The sequence below is a fragment of the Streptomyces sp. NPDC059668 genome (assembly GCF_042734135.1).
Classification (GTDB): Bacteria; Actinomycetota; Actinomycetes; order Streptomycetales; family Streptomycetaceae; genus Streptomyces.
On record NZ_JBHWEL010000026.1, the window covers coordinates 77,714 to 98,240 of the forward strand.

A 20,527-nucleotide genomic window follows, 5' to 3' on the forward strand; every position below is an offset into this window, starting at 1 on the left:
CCTTCGTGTGAGTGCGGTTCTGTGACGGAACGCATGCTCGTGCGTGGGCCGTCCGCCTGTCCTGTGAATGCCCAGGTGAGTGAACCTGTTCGATGCATTGTTCGACGTTGAAGGACAGAAGCCAGGCTCAGGTCGCGGCGGGTATGTGCCGCGCTGCTATGCCATGGGCCATCGTCCGAAGTCTTGTGAAGTAGGAGGCGCAGTACTCCTCGTTGACCAGGGGCACGATCTTGTCGAGGTCGGTGATGCAGCCCCAGAGGGAGGCGATGCCGCTGTCGTCGAGTCCGCCGTTCAGTTCCCTGTGCACGAGGCTGGCGGCGCCGGAGTCCAGGAGGGTCAGGTCCACGCCGTCGAGGTCCACGCCGCGGAAGCCAGCGGGAAACGGTGCGCGCAGGTGGTCCTCCCACAGCTGGGCGAGTCCGCTGTCGGGTCGTGCTCCGCCTATGTCGGCGGCTGTCGCCTGTGCCGCGGCCGGTGGGTGAAGGAGGAGGGAGACGGCGTCGAAGACGGCACGCACCATTGCAAGGGCCTGGAGCGGGGGGAGGGCGGCACTCGACTGGGAGCCCTGCGCAAGCTTGTCGCGCAGCAGTTGGCTGCGGTCGAGTTCGGCGGCGAGTGCGGCCGTGATGAGCCCAACGTCAGCGGCCCGCGCGATCAGATCATGGAACGGGTCGTTCGTTGCCAGCCGCTCGGCGAGGACGTGCTCCAGGGCGAACAGGGAGTGCGTGACGGCGACGGTGGCGAACTCGTACCGGAAGTAGGAGTGCCGGATGAGTTCGCGAGAGGTCTCCAACGCACTCATTTCGTACATCGATGCGCCCTCGGGCAGGACCAGGTCGGCAACCAGAGCGTGCATGCCCGCATAGTCGAGAACAAGGGTGCGGGCGCGTGGGTCCGGTACCGGCACAGGGAGCGGGCCGGGCAACGGCGGCAAGTTGTTCACCAGCGCAGTCTTGTCGCTGGAAGGCCATCGATGCCATCGGATTTGCCTGGGGTGGTTGGTGGTCCACTGCCGCATGCCGCCCCCGGCCCGCCCCGACCTTAAAAAACAAGCTAAGACGTCGCCAGCGTCAATGCAGGAGCAGGTCGATGGTGTTGCAGTCACCGTTGAGCCGTCGGGGCCCTTCCGCCCACTGACGATCAAAGGTGGCCGCAGCGCTGTGTGGTAGCCAGTTACCTCAGTGGTCTCAGCCGCGATAGGTGCCTGATGCTGTGATAGCTCGTCCGCTGGCGGTGCCTGTCGCACGGCCCGGTTGGCCGTGGTGAGAAGGCGAGACCGAGCAGCCATACTCCGCAGAGCCAGACCAGCGGTTTGGCGCCCAGTGTGGTGATCAGCGCGCCGCCTGCGAGTCTGCCGATGGGCAACGCTCCTGTGGTGAATGTGGAGACTGCGCTGATTGCCCGGCCCCGCGGCTCGTCGGGGGTGATGGGCAGCTGGTGGGTGGTCATGGCCACCGCGTAGACGGGAGCCACCAGCGACTCGGCGGCCGCTACCCCTGCCAGCACCAACGGATTGGGCGCGAGCGCTTACAGCGGGAGCATCAATGCCTCCAACCACAGCATCACCACAGCGATCCGGCCCAGCGGAAGGCGGCGCGTGGCCCTGTGCGAGACCAGCGACCCTGCCATGGCACCGATCGCCGTGCCGCTGAAGATGACGCCGATCCACAGGGGCGAGGCACCTGCCTGCCGGGCGAGGGTGATGATCAGCAGGTAGCCCGCGCCATAACGCACCTTGTCAGCGGCCGAGATCAGCGTGAGGAAGCGGATGACCGGCGGGCGCCAGAACCAGCCGAGTCCTTCTCGGCTCGGTGGTGAGGCGGGACCGCGTCCGCGCGTCCTGCCGGTCCATCTGGAATCGGGCGGATCGAACGCGAAGACATGAGCACTCCCCTGCGGTGCAAGCATCATTTCGACGCGGGAAAGGGTTGAGTTCATGACAGCCTGATCGATCCTTGTCACGATGGCGTCATGGACACCACACCGGAGGCTAAGTCGCTGCTGCAGATCACCGTGGCCGATGACCCGGACACCTTGCAGTCGTTGTACGACTGGTTACAGCTTGAGGATGAACTGCGCGGGCGGCTGCATCTGGCGCCTTCCTCCGCCGGCACTGGCGGAGAGATGGGCGGGTTGCTTGACGTGATCACCATCGCGATGGGCTCCGGCGGGGCGGGCGCCGTGCTCTCTGGCTCGCTGTCCACCTGGCTCGCCAACCGTCACTCGGATGTGAAGGTCACCGTCAAGGGGGCCGGCGATCGCACTGTCGAGGTCGACGCGCGGCTGCGCCAAAAAGACGTACCCGGTCTGATTCGCGAGATCAGGGAACTCGTTGACGGGCCAGAGCAGCAGTGAACCGTTTTCCTGACCCGGCCCGGTCGCGCGCTGTGCTGATCGGCGTCAGCCACTTCCCAGAATCTCCCGATCTGGCGGACCTCGAGGCTGTACGGGAAAACGTGGCCGGCCTGTGGCGGCGCCTGACCGACGACGCCATGGGCGTCTTGGAGCCTGAGCACTGCGCGGTCGTGGACCCGAAGGGTTCGACCGCCGACATCGGCCGGGCCATCAGCAAAGCCGCTGCGGAAGCATCGGACGTGCTGCTCATCTACTACGCAGGTCACGGCCTGGTCGATGACCGGGGACGGTTGTACCTGGCCACGAACGCGACCCAGTCGGGAGCGCCGAAATACAGTGCTCTGGGCGTCGATCTGTTGCGTGAAGACCTTGGTGGCAGCGGTGCCGCTGCCCGTGTCCTCATCCTGGACTGCTGCTTCTCCGGTCGGGCCATCGAAGTCATGACGGGCGAAGAAGGCCTGGTCGATGGCCAGTTGTTGATCGCCGGCACTTACACGATGACATCCACGTCCTCCAACGCCCCCTCCTACGCGCTGACCGGTGAGCGATATACCGCCTTCACCGGAGCGCTTTTGGCGGCACTGGACAGCCCCCGGCCGCTCACCCTCGACGAGATCTACCGCAGTGTCGCCACAACCCTCCACTCCCGTGGCCTGCCCAAACCACGCCAGCGCGCCACCGACACCGCCGCATCCCTGGCACTCGCTCGGGGGCCGGTCGAATCTGACAAACCGCCGGACAAGCGGGTGAAGGAAGTACGCTTCCGTCGCGACCTCGTGGCGGAGAGGCCGTCGAAGAAGACCATGCAGCAGTGCCTCGGAAATGCCTTCCTGTTCGGCGTCGGCGGGCCCGTCCTCGTAGCCGGGCTGACCCAGGACACAAGCTGGCTCTGGGCAAGTTTGGTGATCGCAGGCATGTTGACACTGGGGGCGGCGATCGCCACCGCCCTACAGCGCGTAAGTGCCACAGAGACAGAACTGATCATTGACCGATCAGGCATCACCGTTCGCTGGCACATGGGACGCGACCGGGACGCCAACACTCGGCATGTGCCGTGGACGGACGTCTCGCACGTTGGTGTCCTGCCTCCGAAACGCGGCTCGGTGTACCCGGCGCAGACGAAGATCTACGAGGGCAACCACCTGCTGGTGGTTCGCCTCCGGCCGGGAGTTCCGTTCCGCTCGGCCAAGGGCCTGCTCTTCTCGGACAGGCTGCACGAGCTCGGCTACCGTGCCGTCGCTACCGTCGGGACCTTCCAGGTCGGCAAGGAACAGGTCCTCGCAGCGCTGGATCAGTTCGCAGGAGACTGTGTCCTGCACACCACGCAGGAATTCCTCGCCCGTGACCCCCGGATCGAGCCGAAGATGTTCTGACCGCGCACGCCGGGCCCCAAATCATGGCCGTCCGCCCCACGGGGCTCGGCCCCCACGACGGCGCGCCATGTGGTCAGCACCGATGGCTCCGGCTTCTCAACTGCCGAGTCGAGACAGACCGGTTCCCCGAGGAGCATTTCCGTGTTCTGTGGGAACCCGGTGTCCTGTGGGCGTGACGCTCCTGGCCGACAGGTCGTTGAGGACCCGGTTGGAGATCCCCACAGAGCGCAGAGAGACCCCGGGCCGAAGAGGTCTGGGGTCTCGTACTGTCCCGCTACGTAAGTCGAAGCTGATGTTCGAAGAGCGCACCAGCTCTGAGGCGCTACCGCGCCGAACAAAGCATCTTTGTGACGTCCCAGAGGAAATTCTGGACTGGTATGCCCGGTTCTGGCGTTGGCTGGGGAGTGAGGCACCGGTCGGGCGACCGCGGGGTCCTTCGGCGGCTTCTACAGTGTCCCGGTGGAAGGGGTAGGGCGAGGGTCGGTGGACCAGAAGGGTCGGCTCAAGAACGTGGTGCGGATCGAGCGGCCGGCGGGCCTGAAGCCCGTCCGCCAGCGTCAGGCTGCCGTCCTGGCCCTGTGGCGGTGGCGTGCGCCCGTGCTCGCGTTCGAGCTCGATGCAGAGTGGGGCATCGACCCGGCGGTGCTGGAGTCACTGTTCCAACTGGCAGCTTCACCTTCCGGTGAACAGTCGGATCGTGCCTACCGACGGGCGATCGCCGATCTGTGCAGGGCCCCGCTCTTCACGTCTGAAGTCGACCCGGACACGGTCCAGCTCTTCCAGTTGGAGACCATCAGCAGCCTGCTGACCTTCGGCGAGCTGCTGGACAACCCCGCCACGGACGTGACAGACCGAGTGATCGAAGGCTCAGCCGACCTGGCGGACTATCTCGACGACCTCGTCGCCGACTCGTTCTACCCGCACCCCTCGGAGGAGGCCCACCGCGAGTACCTGGCGGGCCTGGCGGGCGAGAGGTATTTCGCGTCACGCAACTTCACCGCCCAATCCGCCGGCCACCGCGCCCTCCGGTCTCTCCCCGATACCGCTGGGCTGCTCGACTCGTCCGCGGGTCGCGAGTTGCTCACACTGTGCGAGGACTTCGGCGAGGAGCTCGTGACAACGATGCAGTGGCTCCGCGCGACGGGTCACTAGTGCCGTGACCGGATAGGTTCACCGAGGTCTCCGTGGTCTGCGGGTGCGTGTGTGACCGCTGCTGCCCGGTTTCGGCTGGTCGCAGGGTTGAGCGACCTCGTTTGCATGGTGGTAATCAATTTGCTGTCCGCCTTGGCGGGCGGGCAGGGTCTGGATCATGTTTGAACTACGGACTGTTGAATCAGACGACTGGCCTCTTTGGCGGGATTTGCGACTGGCCGCGCTTGCTGAGGCGCCCTACGCGTTCGGATCGACGCTGGCCCAGTGGCAGGGCTCCGGCGACCGGGAGGAACGCTGGCGTGCCCGTCTGTCGATTCCTGGCGCGCACGATCTCGTCGCGTTCCTCGACGGTCTTCCGGTGGGCATGGCCAGCGGAGTGCCGGGCGAGGGAGCAGGGAACGTGGAGTTGATCTCGATGTGGGTCAGCCCCCCGGCTCGGGGCAAGGGTGTGGGTGACTGCCTGATCCAGGCGGTCGAGCGGTGGTGCGCGGAGCGCGGTGCCGCGACGCTGCGGTTGTCCGTCATGCCGGACAACCGCAGGGCGACCGCGCTCTATGAGCGGCACGGTTTCACGGACACGGGTGAGCCCGGCGATCTTCTGCCCGATGGCGTTGGCAGGGAGCGGGTCATGGCGAAGAGCCTGGCCGCTGTCTGATCTTCACATCCGGGCACGGCGGGATCCCTTACTTGGTCAGGCTGCGGCGGCGAGGGGGCGTCCGCCCCAGCGACTGCCCTTCTCGCTGCGGATGCGAGCGCGTTCGCGGCGCTGTGTGGCCAGGACGTCGGGGTGGCGGGTGTTCTGGTTGCGCCAGCGCAGATAGCGGTCCAACTGGCAGGTCTGAAAGGTGTGGTTGAGGTGGTGGGAGTTGGCGAGAGTGAACTGTCACAAAGGAGCAGGTGTCGGCGCACAAGTGAACGTGCGCCACTGAGTCCGGATGAAAGTGCACCGATCTTGATGCGGTGAGGTTGGTGTCGCGCGAGTCTTCTGTCGTCCTGTTCGGGGTCGGCGGAGGGCGGCGAGAGTGGGCAAGACACATATCGCCGTCGCGGCCTGCCGGGCGGCTGACCAGCAAGCTCGGCAGCTACCTTCGGCCGGCTGTTCTCGTGGTCGACGAGGTCGCCTACCAGCCTCTGGAACGTGCGGAGGCCAACCTGGTCTTCCAGGTGATCTCAAAGCGTTACGAACAAGAACCGACTCGCCACCATCGAACGCGACACAGACACACCCTGAACTTGAGTTCGCGCGTCACTGGTGTCAGGCGATCTCCGGGCGCCTGCGGTGGCCTTCCGGTGTGAACGTGAATCGATCAGCGAACGGGCCACCACCACAGCGGACCGCGAGAAGCAACGGCGCTTCCCGATCCGGGGGCCATGACGAGTCGGATCCAGGCTCGGTGCCGTTCCACAGGTGGAAGGAGATCATCGGCTCCGCGATGTCCTTGGTGACATAACCGAGGGTTTTTCCGTAGAGCGGGTTGGTTCCGCCGAACAGCACCGACGGCGGACCGAAGGCAGCAAGAACATCCGCCCACACTCGGTCGTGCTGGGCCCACGGACTGATGACGCTCCGCATTGACGCGTATGTCTCGGCATCCAGCACTCGGTCGGGCTTGAGCCACCCCTGTCGCCATGCGAACTCCGCGTATACGGAGGCCACGCTGCCATCGTGGTCGGATGCAAGCAGACGACTGATGGCGCCTTTGACGCCAGTCGGAGGCCAAAGGCCTACTTCGCCCCAGGCGCGCTTCTGGTCATCCCAAACTTCGGGCCGTTGCTCAAGAAAGAGCAGATGGTCTATCGCCATCCAAGCGGCGAGCTCCACATCGCCGTACATCCCCGGCCTGCGCAGCACAAGGTTGAACTGATCGACGAGGTAGTTACGCATGTCGTCCGATGATGCGAGCATTGTGTCCACGGCCATCCGGACAGTCTGGCCTACGGCACCGGCAGACCGGCCAGCAGGCGGCAGAGGTCAGAACTCGACCAAAGCACTGGTGCACATACCTCTGTACTCCGTGATGCAGCCAAAGGAGTACGCCGACAGCAGGTCGGCCGAAACGGACCTCGTCTCCTGAAGCGCCGCCAAACACTTCCGCAGATACCTCTCTCAGCTGCAGGAGTGACCGCTCAAGGCCAGATTAGGAAGTCGTCGGCGGCAAGTCGGGGGTCTTCGGTGACCGGCGTGCCCAGCACAAGGAGAGGGATGCCGTCGGCCAGTTCGCGGTGACGCAGCCGTACGAAGCTGCGGTAGACGGGGCTGCTGACGCGGAGTTCAGCGGGGTAGCAACCGTCGTTCTCGAGGGCGAGCAGTCGGGCGCTGGCATGGTCGAGTACCGAGCAGATCCATCCGTCGGTGTTCATCTGCTCCCCTTGTCTCGGGGTGGCTGTCTGGGGTGGTGGTGAGTCAGAGGTCGAGGACGAGGTGAGTGCCTCTGGTGCCGGAGCAGCAGATCATCATGGTGTCGGCGGCCGCGCGTTCTTGCGGTGTCAGGACCGCGTCGTGGTGCTCGGGTTCGCCGGAGAGCACGGTGGTGCGGCACGAGCCGCAGATGCCCTCCATGCAGGAGAAGTCGGTGCCGACACCCGCGTCGAGCACGGCGTCGAGGATGGTCTCTTCCGGGGTTACGTGGAGGGTCTTGCCGGAGCGCGCGAGCTCGACGGTGAAACCCTGGCCCCCGAGGGCGGCCGGTGGATCTCCGCGGAACCGTTCCAGGTGCACGTGTTCCGGGTTGAGTCCCCGGGTCGCCTCCTCGAAGTCGGCCAGCATCGATGCGGGTCCGCAGCAGTAGAAGTGGGCTGTGCCGGGGGCGTCGGCCAGCAGAGAGGCGATCTTGAGCGAGCGTGGGCCGTCCTCGTCGGCGAGGTAGGTCTGCAGGAGGCCGGTGCCGGCGTCGGCGAGGGCCGACAGCTCGGTGAGGAAGGCGGCGGCGTGGTGTGAGTGTGCCGCGTAGTGCACCTCCCAGGACGCCCCGAGGTGCGTCAGGCGTCGGGCCATGCTCAGGATGGGGGTGATGCCGATGCCGCCGGCGATCAGGACGGTGTGCGGGGCGGTTTCGGTGAGGGGGAAGTCGTCGACCGGTTCGCTGATCATTAGGTGGGAGCCGGGGTGGACGGATTCGTGGACGGTGCGTGAGCCTCCCCTGCTCGCCGCGTCGAGTGCCACCGCGATCTGGTAGGACCGCGGTTCGGGTTCGGGGGCGCCGATCAGGGAGTAGCTGCGGGTCAGCCCAGGGGCGAGCGTGAGGTCGATGTGGTCGCCGGCGGCGAACCGGGGAAGCGGGCCGCCGTCGACGGCGGCCAGGTCGAGGAGCCGGATGGATGCGGCCACCGGGCGTGCGGCTCTTACGACGGTCTCGATCACGGGCGTGCCTCCTCCATCACGGCGGCTGTGCCGGGCTGCGTGTTGCCGGGCACCAGGTCCTGCCAGGGTTCGGCGTGGGCGATCACCGTGTCCGGCAGGGAGCGGACGTCGGCGAGGTCGACGCCGTGGGCGATCGGGTTCTGGCCTTTTTCGTGGCGGCGGACGGACTCGAGGAGGCGGGCGCGGAGGTGGATGACGGCGCGGTCGGCGGCGACCATGTGTTCCTTGCTGCGGTCGAGGATCGGGCCCATGCTGATCGCGAGGACGGCGTCCTCCTGCTCGATGCCGTCGAAGCCGGTCCAGCTGGTGGTCATCCGGGAGCGGTCCTGGCCGAGCCCGTTCGCCCAACTGGCGCGGAAGTCGCCGTCCTTGTCATTCCAGAACGGCTCCTTCAGGCCCATGATGCGGATGATCTCGTCGCGGTCGATGGGTTTGGCGCCGTGCGCGATGATGTAGGTGCTGGTGACCGTATCGCTCTGCGGAACCTCGAAGACGAAGAACTGGAAGGCAGGGGCGGGGATGATGCGGGTGACGGGCAGGATCGCCGGCGTGATGCGGATGCTGTGGGTGGGGCTGCCGTCGGCGGCGGGGGGACCTTGCCGCTTGGCCGCGTAGTGGAAGCCGAACTCGGTGTCCTCGACGTCCAGGGTGGGCGCGTTGTCGCCGCTGGCCAGGGCCCCGGGGTTGAAATCCTCGTCGTCGCGGGCGGTGAACTGGTCGTCCATCCAGGTCGGATTGGCCTGGTTGCTGTGCAGGATGCCGACGTGTGAGCTGTCGACGCCGCCTTCGAACAGCTGGAGGTAGTTGGCGGGGGTGTTGAGGCGGATCACGGCGCGGTGCTCGGCGGCGCCGTCCATGAACGTGTAGTGGGGGAACGGCGGTTGCTGGTCCTTGGGGCCGAGGTAGGTCCACACCAGTCCGCCGGCCTCGCGCACGGGATGGGCGGGGGCCTTCATGCGCTGGCGGAAGCGGGCGTTGCAATGGTTGGGGGTGTCGAGGATGGTGCCGTCGGCGGCGAACTTCCAGCCGTGGTAGAGGCAGCGGATGCCGCCCTTCTCGACCCTGCCGAGCGCCAGTGAGACGCTCCGGTGCATGCACAGTTCCTCGAGTACGCCCACCTGGCCGTCGGTGTCGCGGAAGACGACGAGCGCCTCGCCGAGCAGGCTGGTGCGCAGGGGATCACTGTCGGGTGCGGGGAGCTGGGCGGAGGTGCAGATCGGGAACCAGAACCGGCGCATCATGCGGCCCATGGGGGTGTCGGGTCCGACACGGGTGAGGATCTCGTTCTCCTCTTTGGTGAGCATGCGGGGATCCTTTCGTCATGAACACTCAGTTCCGACGGACGTTACGAGAACTTCGGCAACTTCCATGGAAGTCGACTTCCTTGGAAGTTAGAATTGAAGGCGGCTGATGTCAATGGATGCAAGAAATTCCGCCTCCTTTCCGTGAGGCGGAAAATATTGCTTGCCAGGCCCGGGGGCGAGGCGTTGGCTGGCAGGCGGAACACCGGACGGTCTGTTCAAGGAGGAGTGGTGGCCGGTCGTGCTGCTCGGCGTCGGTTGAGGGCCGAGACATGAAAGTTGCACCCAGGGATTCAGTCGAGGTTGCCGTACGGACCGGTCGCCTGCGAGGCCGTCGCACGAAAGCCGGCACCGAGTTCCTCGGTGTCCCCTATGCGGCGGCGCCCGTCGGACCACGCCGGTTTCGGCCACCGAAGCCTGCCCTCACCTGGGACGGCGTGCGTCGGGCCACCCGGTTCGGCGCGGCGTCCCTGCAGCCCGGGAGCGCCCGCGCTCGCCTGCTCCAAGGCGACCCCGGAGCCACCGGTGAGGACTGCCTGAGCCTCAACGTGTGGACACCGGCGGACGCTCCGCCCGGCCTTCCGGTACTGGTCTGGGTGCACGGCGGTGCGTTCACGAACGGATCGAGTTCCGTACCCGCACTGCGCGGCGGACTGCTTGCGGAAGCGGCGTCGACCGTAGTGGTAACCGCCAACTACCGGTTGGGAGCGCTGGGCTTCGCCTGTCACGACGGGCTGGGCGGCGACGCGGCCAACCTAGGCCTGCACGATCTCGTGGCCGCGCTCGAATGGGTGCACGAGAACGTCGCGGCGTTCGGCGGCGACCCCCGGCGCGTCACGCTGGCCGGTGAATCCGCCGGGGCGATGTGCGTCGCCCTGCTGTCCCTGTCGTCCGACCACCGGCACCTCTTTGCCCAGGTGGCGCTGCACAGCGGAGTGCCGTCCCTGCAGTCACCGGAGGCTTCGGGGCGAGCGGTTGAGGCGCTGGCGGCCCGTCTCGGCGTCCGCGTGCCCGAACTGGAATCCGTGCCGGGCGCGCTCATCGTCTCCGCGACCCGGGACATCGCCCCACACCACCGCTTCTGGCCGACCGCCACCGGATGGCTGACGAGCCCGCTGGCCGATCTGCAGTCAGTGGCACCGGTACGCCCGACTCTGATCTCGTCCACGGCCGACGAGGGAACCTTCTTCTTCGTGGACGACGCATGGCCCCAAGACGTCAGCCACGACAAGGCGGTCTCCGTGCTCACCGCGATGCTGGGACCGGGTGCCGCAAAGCGCTATGCGGAGGCGGTCCTACCCGCTGAGGCACCGCGTGCGGCAGCGGCGGCGATCACCGAGCAGCTGTACACCCGCCCGGCCGACCAGTGGGCCGGGCGGGCAGCAGCGGCTGGTTCGGCTGTGTTCCGGGCTCAGTACGCACATCCCAGCCCTGCCTGGGGAGGCCGGCTCGGCGCGACGCACACCATCGACATCCCTCTGCTCTTCGGCACTTTCGCCGCTTCCGAATTCGCTTCGCTCTACGGACTCGACGCCCGGGCGCCGGACTTGTCGTCCACGTTGCAGCAAGCGTGGTCCCGTTTCCTCCACACCGGCTCCCCGGCGACTGCCAGGAGCCCGTGGCGCCCCTGGCTGCCCAGCGACCCCTACCAGCGGCGGTTCCAGTAGGACGGTGGACGCAGAGCCACTACGGGGGTGCAGCCGGCACGGCGCGCAGAGCGGCCCGTCCGGGTCATACCTGGGGACGCAGAGCCGCCACGGCAGTCGAGATGGCGGTGGCGGTCGAGCGAAGCACGGGCAGCATCCGCGTGAGGTCGCGGTGAGGCGCGGGCGACAACGCGGTCAGTGCCATGGGCATGCGTCCTGGTTCGGTATCCACCGCGACCGAGATGGAGGCCTGGCCGACAGCCGCTTCGTCGTGTGCCGTCGCGTAGCCGTGCTGACGGGTGCGTTCGACCTGTGCCACAAGCAGGTGCGGCGCCACGAGGGTAAAGGGAGTGAGGCGCGGCAGTGGTGTGCGCAGCACGGTCGTCAGCCGGTCCCGTGCCGTGGTCGCCAGAAGCATCTTCCCGGCGCTCGTGGCCGTCAGGGGGAGTTCGTCCCCGGAAGCGGCGAGCTCCAGGTCGGCCCCGGGCGCGGCGACGGTGTCCAGGCACAGCAGGCGGTCGCCGCTGAGGGCCGCCAGGGCCACCCCTGCGCCGGCGTTCCGTGCCAAGGCGTGCAGGTGCACCGCCGCGGCCCGGCGGAGCTCCCGCTCCCAGGGCGCAGCGGCACCGAGGCGCCAGATGTGCTCGCCGAGCTGGTACCGGCCGGATGCGGTGCGAACCAGCGCGTCACACCGCAGCAGTTCGCTCAGCAAGCGGTGTGCCGTGGAGACCGGGAGACCGGCGCCGCGCGCGATCTCGCTCAGCGTCAGAGGCCGCGAAGCGGTACCGACGATGTCGAGCAGACCGAAGATACGGCGTGGCAGCGACCGTGCGGGACCGTCCTCCGCCATGCCCGTCGCGCTCACCGTGCTTCTCGTGTCGCCACGATGTCGAGCGCCGCCGCGTGGGCCAGGTCGAAGGCTTCTCGCGCCTTTTTCAGAAACCGGTCCGGCGGCATGGCCCAATACGAGTCCGGGAGTGCCGTGCCGTAGGTTCCGTCGTCCGAGAAGATCTCCAACTCCCACCATCCGCGATACCCGGACTCGATGAGAGTGGCCATGATCTCCGGCGCGACTCCTCGCCCCTGTCCCGGAAGCTCACGATCGAATGCACAGCGCTCCGGATTCCGGATGTCGCACACCTGGACGCTGTTGATCCGCGAGGCATATTTGCGCAGGTCCTCGTGCAGCCCGGGCTCGGACCAGCTGTGGAAGACGCTGAACATGATCCCCACGTTGTCCCGGCCCACGGCGTCGAGGACGTCGATCAACTGACGCATCGACGGCACCGCCGAACCCCGGCGCCTCGCCAGCAGTTCCAGCCCGATGCGGACGCCGCAAGCGGCCGCGGTGTCCGCGATATCGGGCAGGACATCGAGAACGGCGTCCAGCGGACCCGCGGGATTGTCAGGATCTCCGGACGCGCCAGGAGCAAGGGTGACCACCTCCGGCGCGAATGCGGCGAGCCGCTCGATACTCGCGCAGATGAGGTCACGTCTGTCCCGGATGTCCTGGGGCGCGCCGGGAGGGTCTATCTGGGAGGGAAGGATGCAGTTCACGGCTGGTACGCAAAAGGTTGCGGTCAGCCCTGCCGCACGCATCTCCCGCGCGACCTCTTCATCCTGGACGTCGGCCAACTTGCGCTCCCAGAGCCCCAGGCCCTGGGTGCCGGTCGCGGCCACGTTCGCGATGTCTTCCCAGACGCTCGAATGCGGCATCGAGGTCGCGTTGACGGCATAGGGAACGGCGAGTGACATCATGATCTCCGCTTCTCGTACGTCATCCCTGCTTCGCGGCTTCGGCCGCATCCATCGTCCGCTGCAAGCTGCGGAGCAGGTCGAGTGCCTGGTCCGCGTCGGCGGCGCTCAGGTTCTCCAGGCCGCAGAAGGACGTCGCAATCTGATGCATAGCGTCCTCCGCGATCGCGCGCCCGGTCGGCCGCAGGGTGATGAGCACCCCGCGCAGAACCTCGGGATCCGCTACACGTTCGACCAGCCCCAGCTCGGCGAGGCGGTCGACCTGTTTGCTGACCGCTCCCGAGGTGATCATCAGCCGTTGGAACAGTGCCGTCGGACTCATCGCATAGCCCGGCCCGGACCTGCGGAGCGCTAGGAGGACGCGTAGATCACCGGGTCCGATGCCGCTGTCTCGCGCAATATCCGTGAAGGCTCGCTCGACATGCTGTGCGAGGCGCAGGATCCCGGCAGAAACCAGAAAAGGCGTGAGATCGAGACCGGGCAGTTCGCGTGTCCAGGTGCGAGCGATCTCGCTCAGCTCCGACGTCTCGGCCCGGGAGTGCTTGTCCGATCGCAGTACCACGAGAACCACTCTCCTTGCCCGAACTCCAGCAATGACTTCCATAGAAGTTAGCTTCCATGGAAGTCTATTCGTGATGCCTCGACCCGTCAATCGTCAACCCACGACGCTCGTCGCTTGGCATCCCCTGCTCCTCGGCCCGCCGGTACTGCGGGGCGCGGAACAGGCGGCCCGACTGCCGGGTGAGGCGAGGGTGTGTTCAGGGCTACCGGAGCGGGGGGACGACGGGAAACTCGACCGCGTTGCGGATGTCGTCGATGGTCATCTTGAAGCTGTCCGGATAGGCGTCGCGCTGGCTGCGGCCGGCCCGTTCGGAGGTGCGCCGGCTGTACATGCACTGCCGACATGGGTAGATCTCCCAGGCCCCGGCTGCGGGGAGGTGCAGATCTGATCCATCTTGTCGTGGCCGCGGCGCGGACACTCGGCGGGCGTTGCGTTCTTCGTGGTCTCGGTGGCCACGGCGATGGGGTCTCCTTTCAGCGGGGCCGGCGGGTGGACACTGCCTGGCGAGCTGCTGCAGCTTGGTGAGCCACTCGCCCATCTCTGGCAGGTCGTGTACCTGGTTGCCGCGGCTGTCCGGCCTGGCCGGGGTGGTCGCGTCGATGATGGGCTTGGCGCCGGTGCCGGCGCACGGCCTCGATGCCGTCCATGCTGGGCAAGCGGACGCGGGGTCTCCCCGGGCCGAGGGCTACTCGGGCGCCCTGACGACGCCGGGCAGCGGTCGACATGGCGTCGACCGCTGCCCAGCGGAAGGGATTCCGGTTCGGCTGCGCGGAGAGTGGCGTTGTGTCAGTGGGTGGTGCTCCCCGCGACCCACTCGTTCCACGGCATGGTCCAGTCGTTGAGGCCGTTGTCCGGTGCCAACGTGGTCTTGTCCTCGGAATTCTTGACGATCACGACGTCACCGATCATCGAGTTGTCAAAGAACCAGGCAGCGGGCTGCTTGCCGTCGCCGCCGCCCTTGACGTCCTTCAGGCCCACGCAGCCGTGGCTGGTGTTGACCTTGCCGAAGACCGCGTCGGCACCCCAGTAGTTGCCGTGGATGAACGTGCCTGAGGCCGTCAGACGCATGGCGTGCGGTACGGCCTCGATGTCGTAAGCGGGCCTGCCGTCCTTCTTCGTGAGGCCGACGCTCGCACCGTTCATATGGAGATTCCTGAACTTCTCGGAGATGACCATCTGACCGTTGTACGTCGGGTGCTCGGTGCTGCCGGACGAGATCGGGATGCTCTTGATCGTTTTGCCATCCCGTACGACGGTCATCTGCTTCGTCTTGGCGTCGACGGTGCTGACCTGGCTCCGACCGATCTCGAACGTGACCGTCTTCTGGATGCCGTGGAGGTTGAGCTTGACAGTGACGGTCGAGCCGGGCTTCCAGTAGCTCTCGGGGCGAAAGTCCAGGCGGTTGCCGTTGAACCAGTGACCGACGACCCGCTGCCCGCTGCTCGAGCCGACCCGGATCTCCGACTCCACGGTCGCCTTGTCACTGATCGCCTTGTCGAAGGAGACCGTCACCGGCATGCCCACGCCGACGGTCGAGCCGCCCTCGGGGGAGAGATGCCCGATGAAGTCGTTGGCCGGGGAGACCGTGGAGATCGTGGCGTTCCCGGTGATGGAGCGCCCCTTGGTGTCCTCGGCCTCTGCGGCGATCTGATATTTGGTGGCCCGTTCCAGCCGGCCGTTCGGCTTCCAGGAGGTACCGTCCGCGGACAAGGTGCCCGGAATCTCGGTACCGCTCGCGACGGCGGTCATGGTCACCTTGGTGAGTTTTCCGTTACTGACGGTGACTTTGACGGAAGCTTCGATCCCGACGTCGAAGGCACCCTGCCCGGGCGTGATCTTTATTCGCGCGTCGGAAGCGTCTGCGGCCGCCTGATCCGCCCGCGCCTGCGGTTTCGGGGGATCGTTGGGGCTGGTCGCAGCGCTGCTGGTACCGCCGAGGGCCGTGACTACGAGTACGCCGCCAAGTACGCCGGCCGTAGCCACCAGCCCGGTGTGTCGTTTACGTACCGTGATCAAACGCTTCTCCCATGCCACTGGACTACGCGTACCTGCAAGCTGATCGCCGGAGGAAGTACAACCGGCTTGTAACCACTTATAGGCATGCATCTATCCAGAAGTGGGCAAATTGTGGTGAAGGCCACGCGCCAGGACGCAGACACGCCGCGAGGCAGGCGGACCCTCGGTCCGGGCACCACCGGGACGGTGTAGGAACCGCCCCACCTCCCAGCCGCACCAGGCATCACCGCGAGCGTGCCGTGCAGGAACTACCGGACGCTGTCTCGCTGCCTGAGGTGCAGCACCGGAGTACTGGTCAGCAGCGTTGTCCGGACACACAAGCCGCAGGACGACCGTCCGGACCACTCCGGCATCCCGCATCGCTTGAACCCTGCGCTGGCCGTTGATGAAGCCGTTGCTGATGTAGTCGTCACCGGAAGGCTGGATGGCGACGGGCGGGCGGTACAGGGAAGAGATCGCTTCTGATCGCGGACGTCACCACGGAGGAACTCACCGAGACCGTCCGCAGAATCCCGGCTGGCGACCGCAGACTGACCACTACCTGCGGCTCCTCGAAGCCCGACGTGACGCATCCCAGGGTCGGCAACCTGATCTTCCACCCCCGGCCGGACTGCTGGACGCCTCGCCTGAGCAGATCGTCCACGAAACTCTCAGATACCATCCGATCGCGCTGTGACCTGCAAGCTCCGGCAGCCAGCGGCCACCCCCGCTGTCGGCACGGGCGCGGGTTGCTGGCGAACCCAGGCCGACCCTGCTGCCCGGGGCGGCACGCGCGACGGGTGCCTCAGCGCTGGAAGACCGCTGTCGCCACAGGCACCGCCAGCAGCAGGCTGAGCCCGATCAGGGGCAGCCGATCCAGCCACAGGACGGCGGCGAACTCACGCAGGGTCGCGGAGAGCCAGTACGCGGGAGAAGTCGGCGCCCCCACGACGTGGACAAGGACGCCGGCGCGACGGGCCAGCAGGGCCGTGCGGTAGACGTGGAAGCCGCTGGTGACCACCGTGGCACGGTGCCCGGAAGCGGTGCGGTCCATGAGAGCCGCGCTGAAGCGGAGGTTCTGCCCGGTGTTCACGGAACGGTCCTCCCGCACGATCCGGTCGGCAGCCACCCCGCGTGCACGCAAGTAGTCGGCCATGGCGTCCGCCTCGGAGCGCACCTCGTCGTCGCCCTGGCCGCCCGAGACGACGAACACCACACCGTCTGCGTCCGGTGCGCCGGCGCCGTCGACCGCGAGGGCCCGCTCCAGCCTGCGGCGCAGCAGCGGACCGGGCCGGTCGCCATTGAGCCCGGCGCCCAGGACCACGACATGGGTGGTCTCCGGCGGCGGGGTGCTGCGGCCCCAGACGAACACATAGACGCTGAAGGCGAGGAAGAGCAGACTGAGGTATCCGGCCACCGCATTCACCGCCACCATGAGGGCACCCGCCACCTCGCCCCCGGCAGTCTGGACGACCGCGTCAAGGCCGAGCACCGCCAGCAGGGCGCAGCCGGCGACGCCGGTGGCCAGCAGGGACGCCTGCGGTCCGTAGCGCCGGACCAGAACGATGCTGTCGACCAGCAGGAGCAGGCCCAGCGCGAGGGTCATGAGCAGGGCGGCAACGGCGAGCACGGTCGCGACGGTGGGGTGAGTCTCCGCACTGCGGGCGGCCTCGCCGAGCCCGGCCGACGTCACCGCGAGGCAGAACAGGACAGCGGTGGAGAACCGGTGCGGCGCCAGCACGGCATGGACGACGCCGCCCACGGCGAACACCGCCGCGGCAACGTACTCCGGGTACTCCGTCACATCCCCCACCACTCCGCTCTCCCGCCCGCCGGGCCCGACCCCGTCCGCCCGTCGCCGCCTGCGCATTTCCGGCCCCGCGCACCGCTGCTGGGCCCGGTGCGGACGCCGCCGGACATCCTCGCAGACCCGTCGGAGCGCGCCGTGCGCGGGCGGGCGCCGACGCGATCAGCCGGGACCGGCGTACGCCCGTCGACCAGGTCAGATGCACCAGGAGCGCAGGAACTCGGCGACGGCGTAGATGCTCAGCCGGGTGTGTATTGACCCGCAGGGCTGTTGACGCGGGTGATGGGTGGCTGTCCGCCGAGTGCGGTGGGGCAGCGGTGATGGTTGTAGGTGTGAAGGAAGTCTGCCAAGGCTTCGGCTCGTTCTTGGTTGCCGGTGTAGGGCCGTAGGTAGGCCCATTCGTCGGACAGGGTGCGGTTAAGCGTTCGACCTTGCCGTTGGTCTGGGGCCGGTAGGCGCGGGTGAGCTTGCCAGTGGCGCCGAGATTGGCCAGTGCGGCCTTCCAGGCAACGCTCTTGCGGTAGGCCCAGGCGTTGTCGGTCCTGACCCGCTCGATGTGGGTGATACCGCAGGCGTGGAAGAACGCGGCCGCGCGGGTCGGGAAGCCCGCGCAGGTCGCGGCTTTCTCGTCGCTGTGGATCTCGCTGTAGGCGAGGCGGGAGTGGTCGTCGACGGCGGAGGGGACGTAGTCGAAGCCCATGCGGCTGCGGGTGGCCCGGCCGGCCCGGCGGCCCAGGGTCTTGTGGCCGCCACCGTCGGGGATATGGCGGGGAGCGATGAGTTCGCGGCGCGGGGAGAGTCGTATCCGATGTGTTCGACCACGACTGCCCGTACCGGAAGGCCGACCGATGAGTTCTCTCCGCGACACCCTGCAACAACGCGTCGACGACGGCACCGTGCCGGGGGCGGTGGGCCTGGTCGCCCGCGGCGAGGATGTCGAGGTGGTCGCCGTCGGCTCCGTCGACATCGAAGGAACCTCCGCGATGGCCCGCGACTCGATCTTCAGGATCGCCTCGGTCACCAAGCCCGTCACGGCGGCGGCGGTCCTGACGCTGGTGGAGGACGGGCGGCTGGCGCTGGACAGCCCGGTGGAGGAGTGGCTGCCGGAGCTGGCGAAGCCGACGGTGGTCCGCACACCCTCCTCGCCGGTCGAGGACGTGGTCCCCGCGGACCGGCCGATCACGGTCGAGGACCTGCTGAGCTTCCGGGCCGGCTGGGGCCTGCCCTCCGACTTCTCCCTGCCCGCCGCACAGGCCCTGTTCACGGTGCAGGATCACAGCCGCTCCTTCCAGGACTGGCCCGAACCGGACACCTGGCTGAGCCTGCTCGCCCAGGTGCCGATGCTTCACCAACCGGGCGAGGCCTGGCTGTACGGCACAGCGTCCGCCCTCCAGGGCATCCTGGCCGCCCGCGTGTCAGGCCGTGCCCTCCCCGACTTCCTGGCGGAGCGGATCTTCGAGCCGCTGGGCATGCGGGACACCGCGTTCGAGGTGCCCGCCTCGAAACGGCACCGCTTCACCTCCTCCTACGCTCCCGCCGCAGACGGCACCCTGCACCTGACGGACACCCCGGACGGCGCCTACAGCAGCCTGCCGCGCTTCCTGTCGGGCGGCGGCGGCCTGGTCTCCACGGCCGACGACCTCCTCTCCTTCTTCCGGATGCTCGCCGACAACGGCTCAACCCCGGACGGCACCCCCGTCCTCTCCCCCACCTCCGTAAGCCGCATGACCACCAACCACCTCACCGCCGCCCAGCGCGACGCCTCGGCCCTGTTCCTGGAGGGCCAGGGCTGGGGCTACGGCGGCCAGGTCGACGTCACCCCCGTCGACCCCTGGAACGTCCCCGGCCGCTACGGCTGGGTGGGCGGCACAGGCACGACAGCCCACGTCATCCCCACAACAGGCACCATCACCGTCCTGCTCACCCAGACAGCGATGACCGGCCCCACCACCACAGCACTGATGCGGGAGTTCTGGGGGTGCACGGTGCAGGGTTAGCAGCAGTCCGGCGGTACAGCAGTGGTGGAAGCCGACCTTGCCGGTGTGGACACAGACGGTCGAGCGTCCATCCAGGCGGTGGTGGTCGAACCGGACGAAAAAACCGCCGAATCAGTCAGGAGGTTTCCTTCAGCGGCTGTCTGTTGGTGGACGGGCGCAGGTAGCTGAAGGCATGGCCAACGTCAGGACACCGACGCCGGCCACGACACCAATCCGCGAGGTCGTATGGACCGTCCACGCTGGTCTCGAGGGTCAATGGCATGCCTTGGAAGCGCGATTCCACGAACGGGACGCCGCTGTTGACCACCTTGAGCGGTGCCGCCAGGCATGCGTAGAACTCGCCCCGGAAGCGTGATGGCTCTGCGAACGCTTTCCTTCGGACAGCATCAGGCAGCAGACTCACCCTCACGGCCTTCGTCGTGGTCACGTGCACCTTGGTCGGAGCACAGGATCAGACGAAGGCCACCCCCACGTCCGGCGAATACCCGGGTGAGCGAATTCGTTCGAGTCGCCATTCGAGGCCGTGGCACCATGTACCGGATGACGACGAACCGAAAGGTCCATGCCGCGTAGGCGGCCAGGACGGATCCGTGCCGGCGGCGCCGGCAGCCACCGGGCAACAGGTGCGCGGCCGGTCATCGACGGCCTGTCTTCGCGTGCGCTGTCCGAGATCATCGAACTCGAGCGCACCCGAAACTATCTGCAGCCGGACGACGTCAGCACGGCTGTGGGCCTGTGGAAGGACTACGTCCGCCAGCCCGAGCGTGCACTGTGGCACGACTACGAGTGGGGCAACGTGCACTGGTACTGCTGCGGCGACCCTCTCGAAGCCCGAGCTCTCCTCGACATCGTGATGCAGGCCTTGTCGCCACGAAGCGCCCGCGAACTTCGAAAGATCGTCAGCCGGTCAGACGTCGTCTGGAACCTTCCGTCCCCGCCCTACGACGCGGACGGAAAATAAAGAGCAAGTTCAGCGGCGCATCACGATGCAACGGATGCCTCCCGGCTCAAGGTCGTACCAACTCCCCCGCTCAAAATGAACGGTGACGATCGCAAGGTCCTGGGCGGTCACAGCGATGCTGCGACGGTCGGCCGGCTGCCGCTGGGCCATGGGTGTGGTGATCCCCCCCCCCCCCCCCCGGGGGGGCGGGGGGGGGGGCCGGGGGGCGGGGGAGGGCGTGGGAGGGTCAGACCCACGGGCGCGAACCCCCCCGGTCTAGCGA

The 20,527-nt window shown here is 67.5% G+C and carries 21 protein-coding genes and 3 pseudogenes; 8 read left to right on the plus strand and 16 right to left on the minus strand.

Translation table 11 applies throughout. The features are described 5' to 3' along the window. Positions 1-127: 127 nt before the first annotated feature. On the minus strand, positions 128-856 hold the full coding sequence (locus ACFV2J_RS20510; protein WP_385083148.1) for a hypothetical protein: 729 nt from the start codon (positions 854-856) through the stop codon (positions 128-130). Between the two features lie 671 nt (positions 857-1,527). Continuing rightward, the gene (locus tag ACFV2J_RS20515; protein ID WP_385439866.1) at positions 1,528-1,938 is read right to left on the minus strand and encodes a hypothetical protein; all 411 of its coding nucleotides are present in this window, start codon (positions 1,936-1,938) and stop codon (positions 1,528-1,530) included. Positions 1,939-1,971: 33 nt separating this feature from the next. Here ACFV2J_RS20515 and ACFV2J_RS20520 point away from each other — a divergent pair, with 33 nt between their 5' ends. The 4 genes from ACFV2J_RS20520 (at position 1,972) to ACFV2J_RS20535 (ending at position 5,535) form a co-directional block, all read left to right on the plus strand. After that, positions 1,972-2,355 carry a hypothetical protein gene (locus ACFV2J_RS20520; RefSeq protein WP_385083151.1) on the plus strand — a complete coding sequence of 128 codons (384 nt, stop codon included), beginning with the start codon at positions 1,972-1,974 and terminating at the stop codon, positions 2,353-2,355. A gap of 32 nt (positions 2,356-2,387) precedes the next feature. After that, positions 2,388-3,728, plus strand: a complete 1,341-nt coding sequence (locus ACFV2J_RS20525) for a caspase domain-containing protein (RefSeq protein ID WP_385083153.1) — start codon at positions 2,388-2,390, stop codon at positions 3,726-3,728. A gap of 483 nt (positions 3,729-4,211) precedes the next feature. Then, entirely contained in the window at positions 4,212-4,880 is a 669-nt protein-coding gene (locus ACFV2J_RS20530; RefSeq protein WP_385083155.1) for a hypothetical protein, read from the plus strand. 157 nt (positions 4,881-5,037) lie between these two features. Continuing rightward, positions 5,038-5,535 (plus strand): GNAT family N-acetyltransferase, encoded by a 498-nt coding sequence (locus ACFV2J_RS20535; RefSeq protein WP_385439870.1) that lies wholly within the window; start codon positions 5,038-5,040, stop codon positions 5,533-5,535. A gap of 36 nt (positions 5,536-5,571) precedes the next feature. On the opposite strand, the pseudogene ACFV2J_RS20540 reads toward ACFV2J_RS20535, so the two are convergent. Beyond that, positions 5,572-5,763: pseudogene (locus ACFV2J_RS20540) on the minus strand (IS630 family transposase); the annotation flags it as partial. 110 nt (positions 5,764-5,873) lie between these two features. Here ACFV2J_RS20540 and ACFV2J_RS20545 point away from each other — a divergent pair. Beyond that, a pseudogene (locus ACFV2J_RS20545) lies at positions 5,874-6,068 on the plus strand (ATP-binding protein); the annotation flags it as partial. Between the two features lie 67 nt (positions 6,069-6,135). Here ACFV2J_RS20545 and ACFV2J_RS20550 read toward each other — a convergent pair. The 4 genes from ACFV2J_RS20550 to ACFV2J_RS20565 form a co-directional block, all read right to left on the minus strand. Beyond that, positions 6,136-6,801, minus strand: a complete 666-nt coding sequence (locus tag ACFV2J_RS20550) for a hypothetical protein (protein ID WP_385083157.1) — start codon at positions 6,799-6,801, stop codon at positions 6,136-6,138. A 206-nt stretch (positions 6,802-7,007) separates the two neighbouring features. Beyond that, positions 7,008-7,241, minus strand: a complete 234-nt coding sequence (locus tag ACFV2J_RS20555; RefSeq protein ID WP_385083158.1) for a hypothetical protein — start codon at positions 7,239-7,241, stop codon at positions 7,008-7,010. 43 nt (positions 7,242-7,284) lie between these two features. Further along, on the minus strand, positions 7,285-8,241 hold the full coding sequence (locus ACFV2J_RS20560; protein WP_385439873.1) for a PDR/VanB family oxidoreductase: 957 nt from the start codon (positions 8,239-8,241) through the stop codon (positions 7,285-7,287). Beyond that, positions 8,238-9,545 carry a Rieske 2Fe-2S domain-containing protein gene (locus ACFV2J_RS20565; RefSeq protein WP_385083161.1) on the minus strand — a complete coding sequence of 436 codons (1,308 nt, stop codon included), beginning with the start codon at positions 9,543-9,545 and terminating at the stop codon, positions 8,238-8,240. The genes ACFV2J_RS20560 and ACFV2J_RS20565 overlap by 4 nt, the downstream gene beginning before the upstream one ends. Positions 9,546-9,814: 269 nt before the next feature. On the opposite strand from ACFV2J_RS20565, the gene ACFV2J_RS20570 reads away from it, so the two are divergent. Further along, on the plus strand, positions 9,815-11,209 hold the full coding sequence (locus ACFV2J_RS20570) for a carboxylesterase/lipase family protein (RefSeq protein ID WP_385083162.1): 1,395 nt from the start codon (positions 9,815-9,817) through the stop codon (positions 11,207-11,209). A gap of 64 nt (positions 11,210-11,273) precedes the next feature. On the opposite strand, the gene ACFV2J_RS20575 is transcribed toward ACFV2J_RS20570, so the two are convergent. The 7 genes and pseudogenes from ACFV2J_RS20575 to ACFV2J_RS20605 form a co-directional block, all read right to left on the minus strand. Next, complete coding sequence (locus ACFV2J_RS20575; protein WP_385083164.1) at positions 11,274-12,053, minus strand: IclR family transcriptional regulator; 780 nt, start codon at positions 12,051-12,053, stop codon at positions 11,274-11,276. Beyond that, positions 12,050-12,946, minus strand: coding sequence for a sugar phosphate isomerase/epimerase family protein (locus ACFV2J_RS20580; protein ID WP_385083166.1), 897 nt, complete (start codon positions 12,944-12,946; stop codon positions 12,050-12,052). Before ACFV2J_RS20580 ends, ACFV2J_RS20575 begins: the two co-directional genes overlap by 4 nt. A gap of 19 nt (positions 12,947-12,965) precedes the next feature. Next, positions 12,966-13,505 carry a MarR family winged helix-turn-helix transcriptional regulator gene (locus tag ACFV2J_RS20585; protein ID WP_385083167.1) on the minus strand — a complete coding sequence of 180 codons (540 nt, stop codon included), beginning with the start codon at positions 13,503-13,505 and terminating at the stop codon, positions 12,966-12,968. A 202-nt stretch (positions 13,506-13,707) separates the two neighbouring features. After that, entirely contained in the window at positions 13,708-14,043 is a 336-nt protein-coding gene (locus ACFV2J_RS20590; RefSeq protein ID WP_385083169.1) for a non-oxidative hydroxyarylic acid decarboxylases subunit D, read from the minus strand. 248 nt (positions 14,044-14,291) lie between these two features. Next, entirely contained in the window at positions 14,292-15,521 is a 1,230-nt protein-coding gene (locus ACFV2J_RS20595; RefSeq protein WP_385439879.1) for an Ig-like domain-containing protein, read from the minus strand. A 784-nt stretch (positions 15,522-16,305) separates the two neighbouring features. After that, the gene (locus ACFV2J_RS20600; RefSeq protein WP_385083170.1) at positions 16,306-17,304 is read right to left on the minus strand and encodes a YdcF family protein; all 999 of its coding nucleotides are present in this window, start codon (positions 17,302-17,304) and stop codon (positions 16,306-16,308) included. A 242-nt stretch (positions 17,305-17,546) separates the two neighbouring features. Further along, positions 17,547-18,073: pseudogene (locus tag ACFV2J_RS20605) on the minus strand (integrase core domain-containing protein); the annotation flags it as partial. A gap of 82 nt (positions 18,074-18,155) precedes the next feature. Here ACFV2J_RS20605 and ACFV2J_RS20610 point away from each other — a divergent pair. Continuing rightward, positions 18,156-19,304 carry a serine hydrolase domain-containing protein gene (locus ACFV2J_RS20610; protein ID WP_385083172.1) on the plus strand — a complete coding sequence of 383 codons (1,149 nt, stop codon included), beginning with the start codon at positions 18,156-18,158 and terminating at the stop codon, positions 19,302-19,304. Positions 19,305-19,419: 115 nt separating this feature from the next. Here ACFV2J_RS20610 and ACFV2J_RS20615 read toward each other — a convergent pair whose 3' ends face one another. Beyond that, on the minus strand, positions 19,420-19,731 hold the full coding sequence (locus ACFV2J_RS20615) for a hypothetical protein (RefSeq protein ID WP_385083173.1): 312 nt from the start codon (positions 19,729-19,731) through the stop codon (positions 19,420-19,422). A 135-nt stretch (positions 19,732-19,866) separates the two neighbouring features. Between ACFV2J_RS20615 and ACFV2J_RS20620 the strand changes: the two genes are divergently transcribed. After that, entirely contained in the window at positions 19,867-20,265 is a 399-nt protein-coding gene (locus ACFV2J_RS20620) for a hypothetical protein (RefSeq protein ID WP_385083175.1), read from the plus strand. A gap of 9 nt (positions 20,266-20,274) precedes the next feature. On the opposite strand, the gene ACFV2J_RS20625 is transcribed toward ACFV2J_RS20620, so the two are convergent. Continuing rightward, on the minus strand, positions 20,275-20,415 hold the full coding sequence (locus tag ACFV2J_RS20625; protein WP_385439884.1) for a hypothetical protein: 141 nt from the start codon (positions 20,413-20,415) through the stop codon (positions 20,275-20,277). Positions 20,416-20,527 lie beyond the last annotated feature (112 nt).